This window comes from Peloplasma aerotolerans (genome assembly GCF_030012175.1).
Taxonomy (GTDB): domain Bacteria; phylum Bacillota_I; class Bacilli_A; order Acholeplasmatales; family Acholeplasmataceae; genus Peloplasma; species Peloplasma aerotolerans.
Genome location: NZ_JASCXW010000004.1, coordinates 92,591 through 112,743, shown reverse-complemented (window position 1 = coordinate 112,743; position 20,153 = coordinate 92,591). Strand labels below are relative to the sequence as shown.

At 32.8% G+C, this 20,153-nt stretch carries 12 protein-coding genes; all 12 read right to left on the bottom strand.

Annotation, left to right across the window (positions count from 1 at the left end; translation table 11 throughout):
- On the bottom strand, positions 1 to 988 hold a 988-nt coding region (locus QJ521_RS02570), incomplete at its 3' end, for a carbohydrate ABC transporter permease (RefSeq protein ID WP_282838853.1).
- Positions 978 to 1,898 carry a carbohydrate ABC transporter permease gene (locus QJ521_RS02565; protein WP_282838852.1) on the bottom strand — a complete coding sequence of 307 codons (921 nt, stop codon included), beginning with the start codon at positions 1,896 to 1,898 and terminating at the stop codon, positions 978 to 980. The genes QJ521_RS02565 and QJ521_RS02570, both read right to left, overlap by 11 nt.
- A gap of 1 nt (position 1,899) precedes the next feature.
- Complete coding sequence (locus QJ521_RS02560) at positions 1,900 to 4,503, bottom strand: DUF5696 domain-containing protein (RefSeq protein WP_282838851.1); 2,604 nt, start codon at positions 4,501 to 4,503, stop codon at positions 1,900 to 1,902.
- Positions 4,504 to 4,507: 4 nt separating this feature from the next.
- Positions 4,508 to 5,152, bottom strand: a complete 645-nt coding sequence (locus QJ521_RS02555) for a Yip1 family protein (RefSeq protein WP_282838850.1) — start codon at positions 5,150 to 5,152, stop codon at positions 4,508 to 4,510.
- Complete coding sequence (locus QJ521_RS02550) at positions 5,149 to 6,570, bottom strand: hypothetical protein (RefSeq protein ID WP_282838849.1); 1,422 nt, start codon at positions 6,568 to 6,570, stop codon at positions 5,149 to 5,151. Before QJ521_RS02550 ends, QJ521_RS02555 begins: the two co-directional genes overlap by 4 nt.
- Before the next feature lie 8 nt (positions 6,571 to 6,578).
- The gene (locus QJ521_RS02545) at positions 6,579 to 7,472 is read right to left on the bottom strand and encodes a carbohydrate ABC transporter permease (RefSeq protein WP_282838848.1); all 894 of its coding nucleotides are present in this window, start codon (positions 7,470 to 7,472) and stop codon (positions 6,579 to 6,581) included.
- A 1-nt stretch (position 7,473) separates the two neighbouring features.
- A complete protein-coding gene (locus QJ521_RS02540; RefSeq protein WP_282838847.1) occupies positions 7,474 to 8,412 on the bottom strand; it encodes a carbohydrate ABC transporter permease in 939 nt (312 codons plus the stop codon).
- A 19-nt stretch (positions 8,413 to 8,431) separates the two neighbouring features.
- Entirely contained in the window at positions 8,432 to 11,323 is a 2,892-nt protein-coding gene (locus QJ521_RS02535; protein WP_282838846.1) for an extracellular solute-binding protein, read from the bottom strand.
- 96 nt (positions 11,324 to 11,419) lie between these two features.
- Positions 11,420 to 12,937 carry a hypothetical protein gene (locus QJ521_RS02530; protein WP_282838845.1) on the bottom strand — a complete coding sequence of 506 codons (1,518 nt, stop codon included), beginning with the start codon at positions 12,935 to 12,937 and terminating at the stop codon, positions 11,420 to 11,422.
- A gap of 18 nt (positions 12,938 to 12,955) precedes the next feature.
- Positions 12,956 to 13,957, bottom strand: coding sequence for a glycoside hydrolase family 130 protein (locus QJ521_RS02525; protein WP_282838844.1), 1,002 nt, complete (start codon positions 13,955 to 13,957; stop codon positions 12,956 to 12,958).
- A gap of 393 nt (positions 13,958 to 14,350) precedes the next feature.
- Complete coding sequence (locus QJ521_RS02520) at positions 14,351 to 16,948, bottom strand: alpha-mannosidase (RefSeq protein WP_282838843.1); 2,598 nt, start codon at positions 16,946 to 16,948, stop codon at positions 14,351 to 14,353.
- A 37-nt stretch (positions 16,949 to 16,985) separates the two neighbouring features.
- Positions 16,986 to 20,144 (bottom strand): alpha-mannosidase, encoded by a 3,159-nt coding sequence (locus tag QJ521_RS02515; RefSeq protein WP_282838842.1) that lies wholly within the window; start codon positions 20,142 to 20,144, stop codon positions 16,986 to 16,988.
- Positions 20,145 to 20,153 lie beyond the last annotated feature (9 nt).

Below are 20,153 nucleotides of genomic sequence, written 5' to 3'. Positions count from 1 at the left end.
AGCCAACAATGCCAGATCTTTCGAAGCTTTGTACAAACTTTCTTTGTATAATGAAATACAATATTAATAAAGGTAAAATAAATAACACTTTTGCAGCACCTTGAGCTGCTCCAAGTAATAGTGGATTTGCTTGTGCACCTTGTGGTTGAAGCGTCAACTCATTAAATGCATTTGAAACCCAAATGGTTGTACTAAATCGCTGTCCTAAAAATTGAGCAAGTAATCCCGAATTTTCTGCAAACAATCCAGTATAGAAAGTATCTCCATAATTCCAAACAAATGAGAACACACCAACAGTTAACATAATTGAAGCAGTATTGGGTAATATGATTTGAAAAAATGTTCTAAAATATCCACAACCATCAATTAATGCAGCTTCTTCTAATTCTTTTGGTAAACCTTTGTAATATTGTCTAAATAAGAAGATGAACAATCCTGATCTAAATCCCATGCCAAGTGCAGACATCAAATAAATCACACCACTTTTACCTAAAAGATTTAGGGAACTACCATTGATAAACTCAATAATGCCAAAAATATCAAAGTTTTGAAAATGAAAATATTGAGGTAACATAATGGTTTGTGGAGGTACAATAATAGTTAAGATCACAAACATAAATAATAATTTACTTCCTTTAAAGTCAGCATGAGCAAATCCGTATCCAACAATAGCACTTGCGAATAATTGTACAATCATCATGGATGTAGAAAATATAAATGTCTTTACGAGTGCACTCCAATAATCCAATAAGTGAATTGCAATTTCAAATGACAAAAAACCAAATCTAAGTGGAATCCAAATTGAGTTTGGCCGACCTAGGTAATTATAATCCGTAATCGCAGGTAATATACTTTCAATCAATGGGTATAAGATAATAAAGGAAATACCTAAAATCAACAGTGTTCTAAAAACGACAACCAATATTTTCGTTATGAGTTTTTTAAAACGATAGGGATTCATTTTATAGTTAAGTTTCTTACTGTTCATAATGGTGAGCCCCCTTTCTAACAAAGAATAAGATCAGGGCTAAAAGTGCCATTGTCAAAATTAAGAAAATAACTGAGATTGCTGAACTAAGACCAGGACCAGCAGTTAAATCTGTAAAGGCTGTATCTTGGATGACTTGTGTGATTGGTGAACGGTATAAAACATCAACAAAAGTATAAACGATAGTTGTGATAATAATGGGTACAATCATCGGTAGTGTAATTTTCCAAAAACTTTCATATTTTGATGCACCTTCAATATCTGCAACTTCATAGAGAGTAGGATTAATGGATTGCAGTGCTGCTAAAAAGATTAAGATTTGTACCCCTGAAAACGAGATGATGTGAAACACTTGAACAACTGCTTGTTCTAAAACTTGCATAAATGAAACAGGAATACCACTTCTTTCGAATAAAAACGAAATGTCAAAGAACTTGTATATAGGTTGTGTTGCTATGGTTTGCTCTAAAAAAACTCGCATTGCATCTGTTACAGATAAGTTACTTAAAACGCTTAACCCAAAAATAATTGGAAGAAAGAAGATAGTTCTAACCAATCCACGACCTTTAAATTTTTGATTCAGTAAAATAGCAATCATTAAACTAAATATAATAATAATAGGAAGTTCAATCAAAGTTCCAGAAATAGACTCATACATCAATCTTAAAAATGGATAGACAGTACCATCAAGATTATAAGTAAAACTTGTAAATAAGCGTGTGTAGTTGTCGAATCCAATCGGTGTCATAGACATACCATCCGCAGTAGGAACAATATAATTAAATGAATAAATCACAGTTTCAATGATAGGTTTAAGAAACAAGACTAAAAAACCAATCAACCATGGTGATATGAATAGAAGATTATAAAGTTGTTTTTTCTGATGAAGTGTTAGTTTCTTCTTTTTCACCTTAACCTCCAATGATCACATAATTTGATGCTTCTACAAGTGTTGAATTATAAGTTTTGTTTTGAGGGGTGTAATTGATGAGTAATTGGTAACCGTTTTGATATGTCAAAATAACAAAACCTGGTTCTATCGTCTGATGATTGATGATGATGCCATCATCTAAAACAGAGTAAATCGCTTTAAGTTGGTTTCCATAATCCATAATTTCGTCTTTCCAAACAAGGTAATCACTTGAATAAATATAGTTGTAATATGGTGATGTCTTTGTTACACTGCTATTGGTTTTGCTAATGGTGTATTGCATTGCACTACCAGTTTCAATTGCCTTTAAAAACATCGTCCAACTCGATGATTGATTTGATAAATTCGTACTTTCCAAGTCGTATGTCTTATAACCATTAAATACCAATTGATAAAACGGGATATCATATGTAAATATGTAGTTATTGGAACTTGAACTTGGCAAATTTGTAAGGTGATTAGCGTAAGTTGTAGCGTGTACAAAAGGTTGATTTAAGGTCAAGTCATAATGTAATGCCAAATGTTCAAGATTTTCATTAATAAGATCTTCAACTACTGATGGTGAGTTTGATGCTCTACCATAATCTGTTATAAAAGTCGAACCTAAATCTCTTAATGATAGATGCATTAAATGATAGTTATCTTGTTTAATAAAACGATCTACAGCAGAAGTTAAATAGTTAGGGCTTAATAAATAATATCGACCTAAATCATTACTGTCATCCATTAATAAAGATGCTAAATGATAGGGGTAAAACGATTGAGCATAATCACCGATGAGTCGGACACCATTTTGGTTATTTCTAAAGCCATTTCCTTGTTCATATACTTCTATAATCGGAATATCATATGATAAGTTAATACCTTGGGTGGCTACATATTCATTAAGTGCTTTAAAGGATTTATCATTTCCTAAAACGCGTTCTAGTTTAAGATTTGTAACATATTGACCATTAATTCCACCTTTAGACCATCCTTGATAGACATAATTAATAATGTCTAAATCTTTAAATGAATCCATGATGTCTATGACATCACGATATGATGTTAAACTAATCATCTGATCATATGGGATACCTACGAAAAATGCTCGATCAAGAATTGCTCCTAGCATTTCGATTTTAATTGCAGGACCCACGGCTTGTCTGATTTTATCTTCAAACAAATATTGTTGGTATTTTTCAACCATATCCATATAATGTACATCATCATCTTCATGTTCAATCATTTGATACCTAATTTGGTATGAAGTATCATTCATCGGATTACTATACATATCAATATCAATGCCGCTTAGACTATAAATATCTTTATAGCGATAAATAATTGTAGGATGAATTGCATTGAGGTTATTGGCACTTGAAGATCTTCTAACTTGCATTAAACTCTGCATTGCTCCAGATTCGATAATTGCAAAAATAGCTCTATTTTCATTTGCATATCCAAAGACTGGCATTAATATTTTTTCTTGATCTTGATATGTTGAATAGACAGAACTGATTAATGATCGATTATCATACACAGGTTTTGTATACCTTGTATAATTATAATCTGGTAAACTTAAATCAATAATCGCACCTGATCCATCTGGGACAAACATATAAGCGTCATTTTTATTGAGAGAGCTGAAAAAATAGGGGAGAACATCTATATCTTGAATAAATAATGTTTTTCCTTCTTCAAAGGATACACTTTCTTCTTTTATTTCAGGTAAAACAACTTTGACAACGAGTTCTCCTTGATCAAGGATATATTCTACAGGTACTTTGAAACTAGGCATCTCAATAAATGTATTTCTAATATTGAAATATGAATTCAACTCAAAGAGTGTTTCAATGGTTAGACCATATTCGTTATACCAAACATCATAGATACGATCAATAAATGGTTGGGCAATTGAACTAACAATTTGGTAAAAGTTTGTACCCGATGGAGAACTATAAATTCTCTCTAAAGCAATTCTTCCAGAAGCATCAGTAGCTGTATAGAGTGTGTTATACAATTCAGAAGTGATGCGTTGTGGCATCCAAGATAAACTTGGGGTATGAACAGCCATATGATAAATGATGCGCACACCACCATCAATCATTTCTATTTCATAAGCTTGCTTAGATATGCTATGCGTATAAGCATCTAATCTTTTACCCGTACTCCACCCATCATACATATATGTCAATATTAAAGGCGACTTTTGCAATGTTTGGTTGTTTAAAGATAAAAACTCGTCGACTTTAAGTGTTTCCCATATTGTTCCAGTAACATGATTTTCGATGATGATGTTTGTGGACACCAAATTTATAGATAAACTCATATCATTAGAATCACTAGATGCAGGAATAACTTCAATCACTTCTGGTGATAATTGCGCAGAAATTGCCGCATAATCAATTTCTATTTTTTCTCCTATTGTGTAATTAACATCTGGAACTTCGATTTGTCTTTCTTTTAATCTAAAACTAAAAATAAAATTTAAGGCTATAATGAATGCAAAGAGAGACAATATGCCGATGCATACCATCTTTAAATGAGTTTTTGTATATTTAACTGCGCTATTTAGTTTTGCCATAAACTCTAACTTATTCATTTAATCACCTATTGATTCGATACAAAAGTTCTTCTATAAAAGACCATATAAAACCAGTCATTTGTTGTAACAAACTGAAAAACAGTAATAAGATAAAAATAATGACCATCATCGAAATTATAGTTAAAACAACTGTTAAGATAGTTTTTGATAGTGAAAACTGATGAATCACAATGAATCCAATCAAAACTGTAAAAATGGTCCATATCATACCAAATCCAATAATGACTTGGACAAAAATAATTTCTGTATCAACAACCATATTACTCAAAATGACGCCGACGATTCTTGCGATGATTAAAGGAAATAATGCGTAACCTAACATTTTGAATATTTCAATCATTTTTCCTTTTCCATCTACTAATGTTGTCATTGACCAATTGGCTAAAATGATTAACAATAACGGAAAAATCGAAGTAACAAGAATAACAATCGCATTCATTTCTCTGGGATCAAAGGTATTCATGATGAATCCAGTATACTGATATTCGATAATAGAAAGTATACCCATCATAAATATGAAAATACCTGATACTGCGACATGACCTGTTTCTTTATCTTTTATACTCTCAAATCCCTTGAAGGGTCTGAATATCAATTGGACAGGGATTGTCCAAAATTCGTTTTTTAAACGCTTTAAATGGTTCATTCAGGTTTCCTCCTCAACGAATATCCTGCAGTCCCTATAAGGACAACAGCACCTAAAAATAGCCATGTAAAGTTACTTCTTAACCATTCGTTTCGATATTTTTCATAAGCTCTTGAGTAATAAACTCGATTATTTCCTAATCTAAAAAACTCAACTGCTTCTTGATATTGCTCATTTTGGTAAAAGACTTTTCCAATGCCAACATAGGCTAAGTCATAGTTCGTATTCAACTTTAAGACTTCTTCCCAATAATCTTTTGAGGTTTCAAAATCACCATGATAATAATGATAGACTGCTTGATTGATATTATTTCCATATTCAGTGGGTTCAAATATAAACACTTTGCCTAGAGATTGATCGAGAATTAAAATGTTATCTCCAAACCACTTGATACTTGATGGAACCTCAAAAGTTCCGATTGTTGACCCTCTGTTACCTATAATGTAGAGCAATTCACCATTGTCGTTATAACTGAATATACGATTCATAGTTCGGTCTAGCGCAATATATATACCGTAATCATTGATATCAATTGCACGAAATGTGCTTTTATTATCAGGTTCAGAACTCACATCACCAATGACAGGAATATTTCCATTTTGAATTAAGATATCTTCACCTTTATAATTGAATTTTTGAATAGGATTTACATTTGCTGATTCAGTAGTCGTATAAACAAATCCTGAACTATCGATAGCCAATGCTGTAAATACAACAGGTAAATAAAGTTGAAGTCTAGATCTTGCTTCATCCGAAATAACTTGTCTCCAAAAATAATCGATCAAATTAATCTCAACTTCATTAGTTCCATAGAACTGCTTAAAATTCCCATCAAAATCGAATTCCATCAATCCTTCATAAACATCACGGTTGATTACGAAAATTCTACCAGAACGATCAACATCTATTTTGAGTGGTTTAAATGCGATATTTTGCATCGATGGAATGTCTTCTGGCATATATATGGATTTAACGTAACGGATATTATGAAGATCTTGTCCATTTTCATCGTAATGAGAAAGAATGGCAATTCGTTCAGTATCAGTATCTGCTACATAAATGTATTCATCAGTGACAGCAATTGACGTTGATCGTCTTAAACGATCTGTGGTTTCATTTTCATTGATAAAACTTTGAAAATGGTACAAAAAATTCATATCACTATCAAAAACATATAACCCAATAGCCTCATCTAAAACATATATTTTATCATTATGAACTTCAACATCTGCAAGTCTAACAAAACTTGAGATATTAGCACTATGTGAGTTAATTTCAGTTTTATAGCTATAAGCTGCAGGGGCATGAACAGCTTTACCAAAGTAGTCATAATTATAACTCATTCCCTTGACTGTGATAATACTGAAACAAGAGAAAATCAATGCCATTAGTAGAGATAAAATCAGTAATTTTTTCATAAGATCATCTACTCCTTTATACCAGATGTTGACATGGTCTCTACAACATTACTTTGTGTGATAATAAATACAATAATAGGGACACTAATCATGAGTAAAGAAGCTGCACCTGCAACACCAGCTCTAGCAACGCCACCAGCAACTATTGATGAAATTGCGTCCGTCATGGTTTTCCAACGTTCACTGTAAATAAATGAACCACCAACTGCTGCCCATAGCCCTTGAAATGAAAATATGATAAGCGTTAATATTGCTGGTTTAACTTGAGGTATGACTACCTTAAATAAAATCGTCATTTCACTTGCTCCATCCATCCGAGCACTTTCAATGAGTGCCATTGGAACTTGCTCCATAAATTGCTTTAATAGGTACAACCCTAATGAAGCGGAAAAGGCAGGCAATATAAGAGCAAATGGCGTATTGATTAAGCCAATTGCTGAGATGGTAATATAGTTAGGAACAGCTGTAACTTCCACAGCAAACATTAATGATAACACGACAATTGCAAATAAGAATTTTTTCCCAGGGAATTCATATTTAGCGAGTGGATACGCAGCCATTGAAGATAGCATAACATGACCTGCAGTCCCTGCTACAGTATAAAATAGCGTGTTGAAAAAATACCTTGATAATGGAACCCAAGAATCATTCAAAATTCTAAAAAGGTCACTGAAATTTTGAAAAGTTGGGTTTCTAACGATTAATTGCGGAGGGAATCTAAAGATTTCATCCAAGGGTTTAAATGCATTGCTTGCTACATAAATAAGTGGCCATGCACTAAATAAACCAAACCCAGCAAGTGCAATAAACAATAGCATATCCATTACTCTTGAGCGATTTAGTCTTTTCGTCTTTCTACTTCTTAGGTAGGTTTTAAAATCTTTAACTAAAGTAGAATTCATCTTAAGTTCCCACCTTTCTCAAGATTTTCTGGATAAATTTGTTAGCAAAAATCATAAATAAGAAGAGGACAGTTGCAATTGCAGATGCATATCCTAATTCATATCTAATCATACCGAAATCATCAAGATGGTTGATAATAGTGTGTCCTGAGTAGTCTGTACTTGGGAAACCAAGTAAGTTTTTTGATAGTAGCCCAATCCCAAATGAACCTGTTATTTGCATTACTGCACCAAACATTAATTGTGGAACCATCTGAGGGAGTGTGATAAACCAAAGTTCTTGCCATCTATTGTTGATACCATCAATTGCTCCCGCTTCATAAAGTGTACGATCGCAGTTTTGCAAACCAGCAATAAATGCCAAAAATCCAACACCTAAACTCATCCATAACTGAACAATAATTAAGATAGGCAATGCATACTCTGGATTTTGCAACCATAAAATGGGTTCTCTTATAATATTGAATCTGATTAGATATGCATTAGCAAATCCATAGATATCACCCGAGAAAATTAACAGCCATATTGTAAATGCAGCACCAGATAATGAAGGAGCATAAAATATTAAAGTCATAAATGTTCTTAGTCTTCTAGGTAACTCATTAATTAACCAAGCAAAAACAAATGCCAATAAATAACTGACAGGTCCAGTTATAATTGCAAGAACAAACGTGTTTTTAATTGCAGTCATAAAAACATCATCATCAAGAAATAGTCTTAAATAATTATTAAAACCTATAAATCTTGGTGGTTCGAGCATATTGAAATATGAAAGGGATAATCCCATAGACATTAAGACAGGGAAAACAGTGAAGACAAAAAACAAAATAAAATATGGAGCAAGCATATAATAGAAGACTTTATTCTTCTTAATCAGAAACTTATTCATATTCCATTTTTGTTTAAAGGACATGTTTTTTGTCGCTTCTACTTGGGTCATTGAAAATCCTCATTTCAATTTAATCTAAATTAAACTCTCTTCTTTTTAGTCTGATTTCTCTATTGATTTCTTGAGCATACTCATTCAGCACTTCACGAGGATTATAACCATCATTTACAACATATAAAAATGCATATGTAAACATTCTTGTTGTCATATATCCTCCAGGAACTTGAGGGATCCCCTCAGCTCTGCTTAATTGTTCAAGAATAATGTTTAAATCTTTAGATGGCCACGAAAGTTTTGCTAATGCATCTTTATTTGCAGTAGGATAACGTGCTGCTGCACCCATTATGGTTTCGAGCTCTCTTGCATATTCGACTTGAATATCTGTTGATGTCCACCATTTCATAAACTCCCAAGATGCTTCAGGGTTTTTTGTATTTTTCAGCATCATGGATGCAAAAGGAACATTGCTGGTGACCATTTGGTGTTCTTCATCAAAACCAGGTACAGTTGCAATCGCCCATTTACCACTTATCTCAGGTGCGAATACGACTAATGTGTTATATATTGAGTAATCCATAATACCAGCAGCAATTTCACCACTTCTAAAACGGTTAACGAAATTAGCTTGCGTTGGAACACCATAGCTTGTGAAGAATTGTGTAAACATTCTAAATGCTTCTCCAGCTTGATCTGTCAATAATCCAGTTTCTCTGCCTTCGTTTAAGTAAAATGATCCACCATGTTGGTATAATACCGTTCCGAATAGACCAGCATATATCGTGTTGGTAACTGCAATAGATAATGAAGTTGACCCAGAATCGATAAAGAAATCTAGATTATTTGTATTGAGTTGCGTCAACAATAAGTAGACTTCATCCCAAGTTGTTGGAAGTTCAAGTGACAAATCTTCAAAGATATCAGTTCGATAAAAGAATACAGGAAATGTCTGTTGTTCAGGTAGTGCATATATACCATCCAAATATTGAAAAGGTGTTAAGGCACTTTCATAAAAACGTGAGGATATGTCATCAAAATCACTAAATGTTGTCAAATCATAAGCTGCATTTCTAAAAGCAAAATCGATTGGCGTACCTTCCGCAATCATTAAAGCAATATCAGGTCCTTGCCCTGATACAGTAGCTCTAAGCAATACATCTCTATTGACAAGCTCGAGTTCCACATTGATATCTTGACTAAATGAATCATCAATCATTCTTCTTAGTATTTGTGCATTATCACGTCCTGCGGTAACCCATACCCTTATGGTTTCACCATCTCCTGAACCACTGAAACTATCAGAGTTGTTAAAAAACGAGAAAAAGAATCTTCTAAACTCATGCCACACAGATTCAAATATATTATCCTTACCACGTGGCAACGTTTGGTTTGGATCAAAAAATGCAAAAGAGTCTATGGTTAATGGTTGTTCTGTTTCTTGCATAATCCAGGTTCCTAGTGCTGAAACATTGGACTCCATACTTGTTAACTCTCTAACAATTAACTCAGGGTTTTCGATAAAACGTTCTAACTGCAAACTCATATTAGATAAAATAGAAGTTTGTGCTGCGCTTCCTGAACTAATTGAATGATAACTATTAATGACTTCTGTCAATCTATTATATTCAGTTTCAAGAATATTTTTTAAACCAATGATGTTATTTTCCAACTGGTAATCTCTATAAGGTTGAGGATTGACTGTCGTGTACATGATAATTCTTAAATATAATTGATTTAATGCGTTAATCGATTGATTAACTTGATTGACAGCTTCTCCAATATTTCCAAGACTAATTTGAAAACTGACTTCTCGTATTCCAGCTTCTAAATAGAACAAGTAAGGCTCTTCTTCAGTCCCAATAACGTAATTATTAAATGAAGAGTTATAAGAAAAAGGTAAATAAGATGCTTCTTTAAATGGAACATTTCCGTCAATTTTTAACTGCCTAGAAACAAACGAACCTTGTTTGATGTCCTGTTTCATTCTGAAATTTAAAGCATATAATCCGCTTTCTTGTACATCCACTTTATAAGATACCCAATAACCGGGAAGTCTCCATGAGTAAACACCCATTACATTTAAAACAGTTTGATTACCCTTATATTGAGGGTATGATAATAAACTTGATGTGTCAGCTAGAGGAATCATTGTCGGTGAGTTTTTTTCAAACATGTTTTCAGCTTCAACAAGAATCATTTGATTTTCTACAATTTGATAGTTGTTTTGTTCATACTCCAATTTGATTTCTTCATAAGTTTTGACGGGTTCTAGTCCGATGAATGATAATTTTTTAATTTGCAAAGGTTCTCTAATTGATTCAAATGAAATGGTATTGTATCCTTCCTCAAGAAAAACATAATATGGATCCACTGTATATTTTTCATAATCTTCAATATATGTTTGAACTAATCGCACTTTTTCAATTTGTTTTGGACGAATTTGATTTCCCATGGAATCAGTTAAAATTTCTGTTTCATCTTCCCATATTCTTGATAATCTAATTTGCTCAAATTCAGCATAAGGAAGTTCACCATTGATTCTTATTGAACGTTCAATACTAGAGGTTTTCCCAAATATATTTAATGCTTCTAATTCAACGATTTGATAATACTCAATGTAAATATTGTATAAACCACTTGTTGCTACATCAAAAGACCATGTAATGATTCCTTCTTCCAATGTTACAATCATCTCATCAACGATATGATAGTCCATATCAGTATGTAATGATACAACATCATTTAAAAGGTTAACTTCAACCTCTTCATTTGATACGATTGAATGATCACGATGCTCTTCCATATATGCAGAATAACTTCCTTCTATCAATAAAACATCACTTATGTCAGTGAGGTAAGTTGAAATATCACCCGAATATAAAGGTTTATTTGAATTTATAACTGAAATGATACTAACAATTATAAAGATGATGGAAATAATTCCAATGATGATTTTCTTCTTCAATTTCAATCCTCCAAAAAATAGTGGTTCAAGTAAATAATAAAAAGATAGTCGACGATATGAGTGTGTTTATGATTGCATATCGTCGACTCAAAGTCATTAAGATAAACTACTTGCGATAGCATCTAGCATTCTACGAATGTTTTCATTAATTTGTGGAATAATCGCATCGATGTAGTTTCTAGGTGATCCACCTGATTGGAAATAGTCTTGAACTGCTTGTACATAAAGTATTTCACCGTTTAAATAGGCGAGATCATTTGATCGAATTGAATTATATTCAAGCGTTCCTTGTAAAAATGAAAACACTTCTTCAGCTTGAGCAATATCTATTTCGTTTGACAATCTTAAATATTTTTGAACATTCTCAATTGCTTGGCATTCAACTGCTGTTGCTTCAGGATTGTTCGTTAAACATGTTTGAAGCTCTTCTTCGCGTCTTTCCTTATGGAACTCATTAATTAAAAACATAATAGTTGCAACTTCATCAGCATCATTGCCAATCGTTACCATTTGAAGGTCACCAGGGTTGATTGCTGTATAATAATCATCTTTTGTTTTACCATCAGCCTGTGGGAATGGAACTATTCCATACTCAAAGCTAACGTTTTGTGCAAATCCTTCTAATTGCCACATCATTGCAACCCCAAATACTGAGTCTTGATTTGCCCACGCATTTGCAATTGAATGTTTCAATATATAGCCCATATTGAAGTTCATCGGACGTATATACCCATAATCATACCAATCTTTATACTTGTAAATTACGTCAAATGTTGCTGTGTTTAGTAAATTTAAATTACCTTCACTCGTTACAAATTGTGATCCATTAGCTGCAGGACCATACATTGCGATATGGTATGGAGTAATTGCCATAGGATACGGAGAATTTCCATACTCAAGTCTGAGTTGATTTAAATAGTCACCCATTGTGTCTAAAGTCCATTCTCCATCAATCCATCTTTGTGTAGGTGTCTTCTCAATACCAGCTGCTGTCATTAATGTTTTGTTATAAACCAAAAGTTCAACATACTCAACACCATCTTTATTTTGAATTGCAAAGACGTTATCTTGAACGGTACCCGCTTGTACTTGCCAATCGTTAACTGCATATTCATCTTTTAAAGCATTCGCTACATGTGTTATATTTGATAAATAACCTGCAGAAATTAAGTCTAGCATAAATTCTAATTCTGGTGATCGAACGATAGCTGATCCTCCCCCACCTAAAACATGTGAAGCGATATCAGTAATTCTATTATTGTAATCTGTCCAACCTTTAAATGACAAGGTGAAATTGTACGTTTGTTGAAGATTTGTTAAAAATGTTTGATAAGCTTCTTTGTCTGTACCAACATAACCTTCAGCAAATGGATTATCTTCAGTACTTACATGCGTATAGTAACTGATAATTTTACCACCTAAATCAAGTGTATCTATGTCAATATCATATGTCTTACCAGGGTCAGAATCGACAGGCGTTTCCACAGGTGTTTCAACTGGTGTGTCAACAGGCGTGTCGACTGGCGTTTCAACTGGATCCGTAGCTGTATCATTACATGCTGCTAATGCAACAGTTGATACTAAGAATAGTAAAGCAAAAAGAATTTTTTTCATTTGTTTAACACTCCTTTTTTATTGTTCATCTAATAAATTATTACTCATCAACCAGGGAATCAATTTTTCAATGGTTGTAAATGCCATACCTGTAACTGTATCTGCTGCACCATAGTAAATCGCTATTTTACCTGTTTTAGCATCAGCTAAAGCTGCACATGGAAAGATAACGTTTGCAACATCACCCATTAATTCATAAGAAGTTGCAGGAGCTAACAAATAGTCTTTTGATCTAGCAACAACTTTAGATGGGTCTTCTAAATCTAAAAGTGCTACGCCCATGGAGTAGTGGTAACCATTACATGAACGTAAGACCCCGTGATAAAACAATAACCAACCTTCTGTTGTTTCTATCGGTGCAGGTCCAGCTCCTATTTTTAATGTTTGCCATGCACTTTGCTCAAATGGCGCTACACCTAAGACAAAACGGTGTTTTCCCCAATAAATTAAATCTTTGCTTTGTGATAAAAAGATATCTCCAAATGCTGTGTGGCCTGTATCGCTTGGTCTTGATAACATCACATAATGATTGTTGATTTTTCTTGGAAATAACACACCGTTTCGGTTGAATGGTAAAAATGCATTTTCCATTTGATAGAACGACTCAAAATCATCAGTGTAACCTAATCCAATTGTGGGACCATGATATCCATTGCACCATTGAATAAAAAATCTACCATCAATTTCTACTACTCTTGGATCATATTGATAATCCGATGTTGCCAATGTGTTTTCATCATGAGCAATGAATTGAATTGATTTTTCATCTATAGTCCAGTTGATTCCATCTTTGCTGAATCCTCGATGAATTTTCATTTGTCTTGCTTTGTTGTCACATCTAAAAACACCAGCAAAACCATCCTTAAATGGTACGACAGCACTATTAAATATACTGTTTGATGTCTTAAGAAGATCACGAGGGATAATTGGATTTTTTGAGTAGCGCCAAATGACTTGGTCACTGTGAACAGGTTTTTCCTCCCAAGGAATATTCTTAATGTGTTGACCGATTATCTTCATATTACACCTCTAATTTTATTTAACTTGTCTAGATGTATAGACAAATTCACCTTTATTTTTTTATTGAAAAGCATATCGTTTTTTCTCTTTTTTTAAATTTAGATATCGTCATTATATAAAAATGATAGAAATTATGGATCAAGACATTTTTGAATTTGCTCGATGAAAAGCTCAATCTATGATTGTAAATGTAATAAACAAGCGTCTTACAGTGAATTATCTAAATTATTTCCAGTTGAAATCTCAATTAATTAAACTAATCTTTACCTGTAAATAGTCTATCATAAATTGATTTTATATACAATGCTTTCATTAAAAAAAGTTGCATAGACATTATCTATACATGTTAAAATAAAACGAAAACAATTTTTTTGTCTTCGTATCATTTTATTCTTATTTAATCAGTTTAAATGTCTTGATTTCTTTTGGTTTAAAATTGATATAAATCTTGTGATTCTTAATTTCTATTGGTTGGATTGTCTCCTCATTTAGATTAGTTAACTCAACAGCTTTAAAAATCTGATTGATTGAGACTTCAACTTCTTGTTTATAATTACTTAAATTAAACAATCTAATGATTATATGTTCATCATTTTCCGATTTTTTTATTGCACTCATTTGTATCGATGTATGATTATATGACATGATAGAAAATTGAGAAGCTTTTAATCCCTTTTGATTTGAAATCACATCATATGCTTTTGGAATCAAGCCATGAAAAATATAACCATTTTGTGCTGTTTCATACTGCTGATCTGCATCAAATAATTCTACAGCATATTCGACATCAATAGTTCTTTTCATTTGAGAATCTGGAGTTGGAAAAACGCCCCAATCTCCCAACTCAGAAACACCACGAAGTAATGTGATTGCTAGCTGATTTTCTTTAAATCTAAGAACTTCATATTCGTGTAATCCTCTTGAAGATATTTGAAGACCATTTGATTGATCTTTTAACTGTACAAAGGCTTGAAATCTTTGTGTATTTGAAGGGTTTTCCCAACCTGACCATGGATGGATTGATCTTTCAACGAAATCAAATTGACCCTCAGCATAGACTTTATCTGTTTGAATTTTGTGGTTAAATAACGCACGAACTCTGAAGTTTTCTGCTTTGTTATTGATACTAGTATTAACTTTGACTTGTTTTTTGTGTCGATATAGTGTCAATTTTGTTTTAATTTCTAGAGGTACAAGTTGTTTTTTTGCTTCGTTATTAGGAGTAATTCCTGTTGGAACATTAAGCGAGTGTTTAATTTCATAAACTGTCTTAACCTGATTGTTTGTTAAACAATTTATTTGTGCAATTTGACCTAACGTTGTTATTTCAAATAAATCAGAGCTTTGTTCATAGTTGTATTCGTTACCTGCATCAAGCGTATATTCATAATAGTTTAGGTTTTCTTGTTTATGATAAGTTGCCTTATCTGTTATATTGAATGAACCATCTCCATTAATTTCCACTTCTAAAAGATCATTTTCCATTTTGTGTGGATTCAATTTGAGATGAATATAATTTGGTTCATCTACTGGACGCACATCATAAAGTGTGTATCCGAGAGGATTTAAATTTTGCGCGACAAATTCAATCTCAAAACGATCGACATATTCGACTTGTCTAAATCTATCTTTAGGTAAGGTGTAAGTGAATTGATTTTCAATTTTACGATAAAGGACAGGAATTTCATTCCCATTTAAGTCAAAGAGTTTGACATGGTTAACCTTTAATTCTTTCATAAAATCAACATAAGTTATAACAGAATCTGTGACTTGATAAGGAAATTTATTGAAAACAGCTAGGCCTTTGCCAAGAATAGATTCGGTATTGACTTGTGATAGAATTGATCTTGCTGCTTCATCAGTAATCAATTCAGCAGATTGAATGACTTTATTGAATCGAGTAATCATTTCTTCATGTACAGCATCACAACTACAAGAACAAATTGAATCGTGTGGATGGTTTTCTAGCAACAACTTCCACGCATATTCTAAATAGTGTTGATCATATTTACCTTGGTATAATTGGTTAACCGATGAAATCATCTCTGCTTCTTTTTCTAGTTTGATTTGTGCTTTATGGTTGAGTTTCTTTAAATCAATTCTACTACTAGCCGTATTGATCAGCAAATGATAACCTCTTGTTAATTGTCCAGCTATTTCACCTTCTACGGTATCATATTTAGATCGATTTTGATATACAATATCCAAGTAGTCTTTCATATTGCTATGTATGATTTCGACATCTTTGATTGCTTCATTTGCATTTTTAATTGCGATAGATAAATCTTTTTGAATAGGTGTATGGTCACATCCATTCATACCTAATAAGTCGTCAAGATGACTGAAGCGTTTTGTTCTAGCAATTATATCATTGAAACGATCAGTATTTTTTTGTCCGCTTATCGGTAAGTCCATTGCATTGCAATACCAGTTTGCAAACATCACACATGAAACAGTACTACCATCAGGTGATTTCCAATTCACTTCTGATTTATTTATTCCTTTTTGTGCGATAATTTCATTATTAAAACCAACTTCATTTAAACCTCTGCCAAAGACTGCTGTTTGTATATTGAAGCCTCGTAAAATTTGTGGTGCTTGAGAAATGTTGCCAAATGAGTCAGGAAAATAACCGGTCATCACTGGTTTTCCGCCAAGTGATTTCACCATTTTAAGTCCTATCAACAAGTTTCTAATGTTGGCTTCACCACTTGTTAGGAATTCATCTTGCAAAATAAACCAAGGTCCAATTTGGATCTTGTCTTTTTGAATAAGTTGAACAACTTTGTCTTTCATATGCGGTTTGATTTCAAGATAGTCTAAGACAGGAATCACTTGACCATCCATATGGAAATATTTGTAATCAGGATCCTTGTCCATTAACTCTATTAAGTCATCGAAAAGTTCAACCAAACGATAACGATGATGCTCAAAAGGCATATACCATTCGCGATCCCAATGTGTATGTGGAATAATGTGTAATTTTTTCATATTTTATATAATCAGTATTAATCTGAATACTCCTTTTTTATTTTTTCATCTTGATTTTGAATGTTTTGATTTCATAAGGGTTAATTGTTGTTTTGATAACATGATGATTAATCCAAGCACTAAGTTCATTTTCCAATAAATTTACTTCTTGATAACTTAAAATTGTATAATCACTTTCAATCTCTAGTTTTCCTCGATTTCCTTTATACTCATGGAATCTGAGAATGATTGAGTCATCATGTTCAGCTTTCTTTATCGCATCTACTACAATTGAATCCATATTGAATTTAAACAGTGAACAATCAGATTCATTTGTTTTACCAAAAACGGGTATTAGTGGTTGGTTGACATTCCAAGCATGATGCTGTGTGTTTGCTTCTTTCCATGTTCCATGGTGTGGATAAAGTGAATAGATAAAATCATGTTCACCAATGTCAGCTTTTGGATCAGGATAAGTAGTTGAACGTAGTAATGTTAATCTCATGACATTTTCTTTAATGTCATATCCGTATTTTGAGTCATTGAGTAAAGAAACACCATAGTTGCCTTCTGATAAATCAGCCCATTGATGGCCTACTACTTCAAATTTTGCCCAATCCCAACTTGTGTTCCAGTGATTTGGTCGTTCTACGTTTCCAAACTGTATATCATATGTTGCCTTGGTTGTCCTAATATTAACAGGAAAAGCAACTTTCAACATTTGCTTTTTAGCATGCCAATCCACATGTGTGTTAAAATCAATTCTTCTTTGATTTGCGTAGAAAATGATTTGTTGAGAAATGATTGAATCTTGGTATTCATATATATTTTTAAGTATGAAAACCACAGGACCATTTTCAATGACTTCACTAGAAACTAGTTTATCAACCGTTGTTTTTTTCTCTTGGTAAAAAATATCTATATTCCATGCATCGTATGTCAAAGGTTTATCTTCAAAAATTTGAAGTTCATTCATTTTGTGGCCTTCAACTGAGACGAATCGATCATTTTCGATGTCAAATAATGATTCAATTCTAAAAGACGAATCAAACAGAACTTGGTAATATGGTGTCTTAAGTGATAAATCACTATATTTAAATACAGTAGTCTTTGTGAGTTCGTTTTCTTCTTTCATCGTTAATTGCTTAAATGATAGTGGTTGGATATCACGAACAAATATCAAATAGCCATCATTTATTTTCTGTGACTGAATTTTAAGTTTGTTATCATAAAACGATAACATTGATTTTGTAGGAACAAAAACTATATCAGATCTCATCCATGAAGCATCGTTATATACTGTTAAGTCATGATTACTTTGCTCAATGAGTTGATTTGAAGCATCCTCAAGTGCTTTTTTTCCTATAGAATAAGCTTTTTCATAATCTCTATGAGCATCTTCATATACTTCGGTAATTGATGAACCAGGAATAATGTCGTGAAATTGATTCGTCATCATTTTCTTCCAACCAATATCTAAACTTGTTTTAGGATATATAAAGCTGTTGCTAGCAATCAGATATGCATTGACTGACAATAGCTCGACTTGACGATAAAGACACTCGAGCATGCGATTAAATTTCTTAACTTTTGCTTGTGTCGTATAGGTGCCACGATGATACTCAAAATAAAGTTCACCATCCCATTTACTGAGCAAGTGGTTTTTTTGTTTAACTGTTTGATGTAATTTATCAAAATATTCGTTAATTGTTGTAGTTTTGACGTTGGGTAGCCCAGGAATTCTATCCATACGTCTACGCATTTCAAGCATTTCTCTAGTCACGCCACCACCACCATCTCCAAAACCATAAGAAATCAAGATATCTTGGTTTAAGTCTTTATCTTGGTATTTTCTCCATGCTCCATCAATTGTAAATGGTGCTAAAATAGCATTGTAACCACTATAGAAATTATCTTTAGCTTGATATTTCCAAGGTGTAGTTAAAAAGTGAGTCAAAATCTCTGATCCATCTATTCCTTTCCACATGAATGTGTCATGCGGAATTTGATTAACTTCATTCCAACTAATCTTAGTTGTCATAAATGTCTGAATTTCCGATAACTTTAAAATTTGAGGTAAAGCCCAGGAGTAACCAAAAACGTCTGGTAACCACAAAACTTTTGTATCAACACCAAATTCTTTTTTAAAAAAGTTTTTCCCATAAAGAATTTGTCTTACTAAACTTTCACCACTTGTTAAGTTACAGTCAGCTTCTACCCACATTGATCCTTCAATTTCCCAATTCCCCTTTTTTACTTGCTCTTTGATAAACTGGTATATAGCAGGATCGTCAAGTTTTAAATTTTCATAAATTTGGGGTGTAGTATGCATAAATTTATATTCTGGATACATTTCCATGAGTCTTTGCACAGTTGAAAAAGAACGAATGACTTTTTCTCTTGTGTGTTTGAGTTGCCATAACCAAGCAACATCAATATGTGTATGACCTATACAAAAAACATTGATTGATGATTTTTTATCATATAAAGATAAACCACTATTTAAATGATTGTTGGCATCTGCTAAACTTTGATAAAATAACTGATTATTTTGATATTCAAGATTCCAATCAATCAGCAAGTATGACCGATCAAGTAATTCAGTTAATTGGCTGATGTGCTCATGATTTGGGTCATTCATTTTTAGAACTTCAATGGTTTCCCAGATAGCTAAGGATGTATAATATAAATCATCAACATCTTCATCCAACCAACATAAAAACGAGGTTTTTACTTCGTGATGAACTGGTTTATTCCCATGCCCACCAGTAAGTCCAGACCATAATCGAAAGGCTAATGTGATAGGTTTATGATAAAAATCTTTTGGGATAAAGAGTTCTTGATGATTTGCATCAATTGCTTGATAGGGAAGATGATTAAGAAAAGCAAGGGACTCAAAACCTTCATTATTTCCATCGCCGACGTGTTTTCCAAAGTCAAAATAGGCTAAAACCTTCTTATTTTGAAATGTTTTTGGCAAATGTATTTCATCATATTTTATCCACAAATATGTATCATAACCTGACCATTTATATCCAATACTTTTTTTCTCCCATAGGCTAGACTGTGGTATCGCTGGATGAATTTCTTTTTCATGATCTTCAAGCACCCAAAATGGATTTAGTTCGATTTGGTCGCGATATCTCAGATTTTCGATGGTTTTAATTCTTTGCTTCAATTTTTCTAATGTGTATAACATATTTGAAGTGGTTGACATTTCATTTCC

Excerpts from the sequence above, each read along its gene's own strand:
- QJ521_RS02520 (WP_282838843.1), bottom strand. The coding sequence starts at position 16,948 with ATGAAAAAATTACACATTATTCCACATACACATTGGGATCGCGAATGG.
- QJ521_RS02545 (WP_282838848.1), bottom strand. The coding sequence starts at position 7,472 with ATGAATTCTACTTTAGTTAAAGATTTTAAAACCTACCTAAGAAGTAGA.
- QJ521_RS02515 (WP_282838842.1), bottom strand. The coding sequence starts at position 20,144 with ATGTCAACCACTTCAAATATGTTATACACATTAGAAAAATTGAAGCAA.
- QJ521_RS02525 (WP_282838844.1), bottom strand. The coding sequence starts at position 13,957 with ATGAAGATAATCGGTCAACACATTAAGAATATTCCTTGGGAGGAAAAA.
- QJ521_RS02540 (WP_282838847.1), bottom strand. The coding sequence starts at position 8,412 with ATGACCCAAGTAGAAGCGACAAAAAACATGTCCTTTAAACAAAAATGG.
- QJ521_RS02530 (WP_282838845.1), bottom strand. The coding sequence starts at position 12,937 with ATGAAAAAAATTCTTTTTGCTTTACTATTCTTAGTATCAACTGTTGCA.
- QJ521_RS02560 (WP_282838851.1), bottom strand. The coding sequence starts at position 4,503 with ATGAATAAGTTAGAGTTTATGGCAAAACTAAATAGCGCAGTTAAATAT.
- QJ521_RS02555 (WP_282838850.1), bottom strand. The coding sequence starts at position 5,152 with ATGAACCATTTAAAGCGTTTAAAAAACGAATTTTGGACAATCCCTGTC.
- QJ521_RS02550 (WP_282838849.1), bottom strand. The coding sequence starts at position 6,570 with ATGAAAAAATTACTGATTTTATCTCTACTAATGGCATTGATTTTCTCT.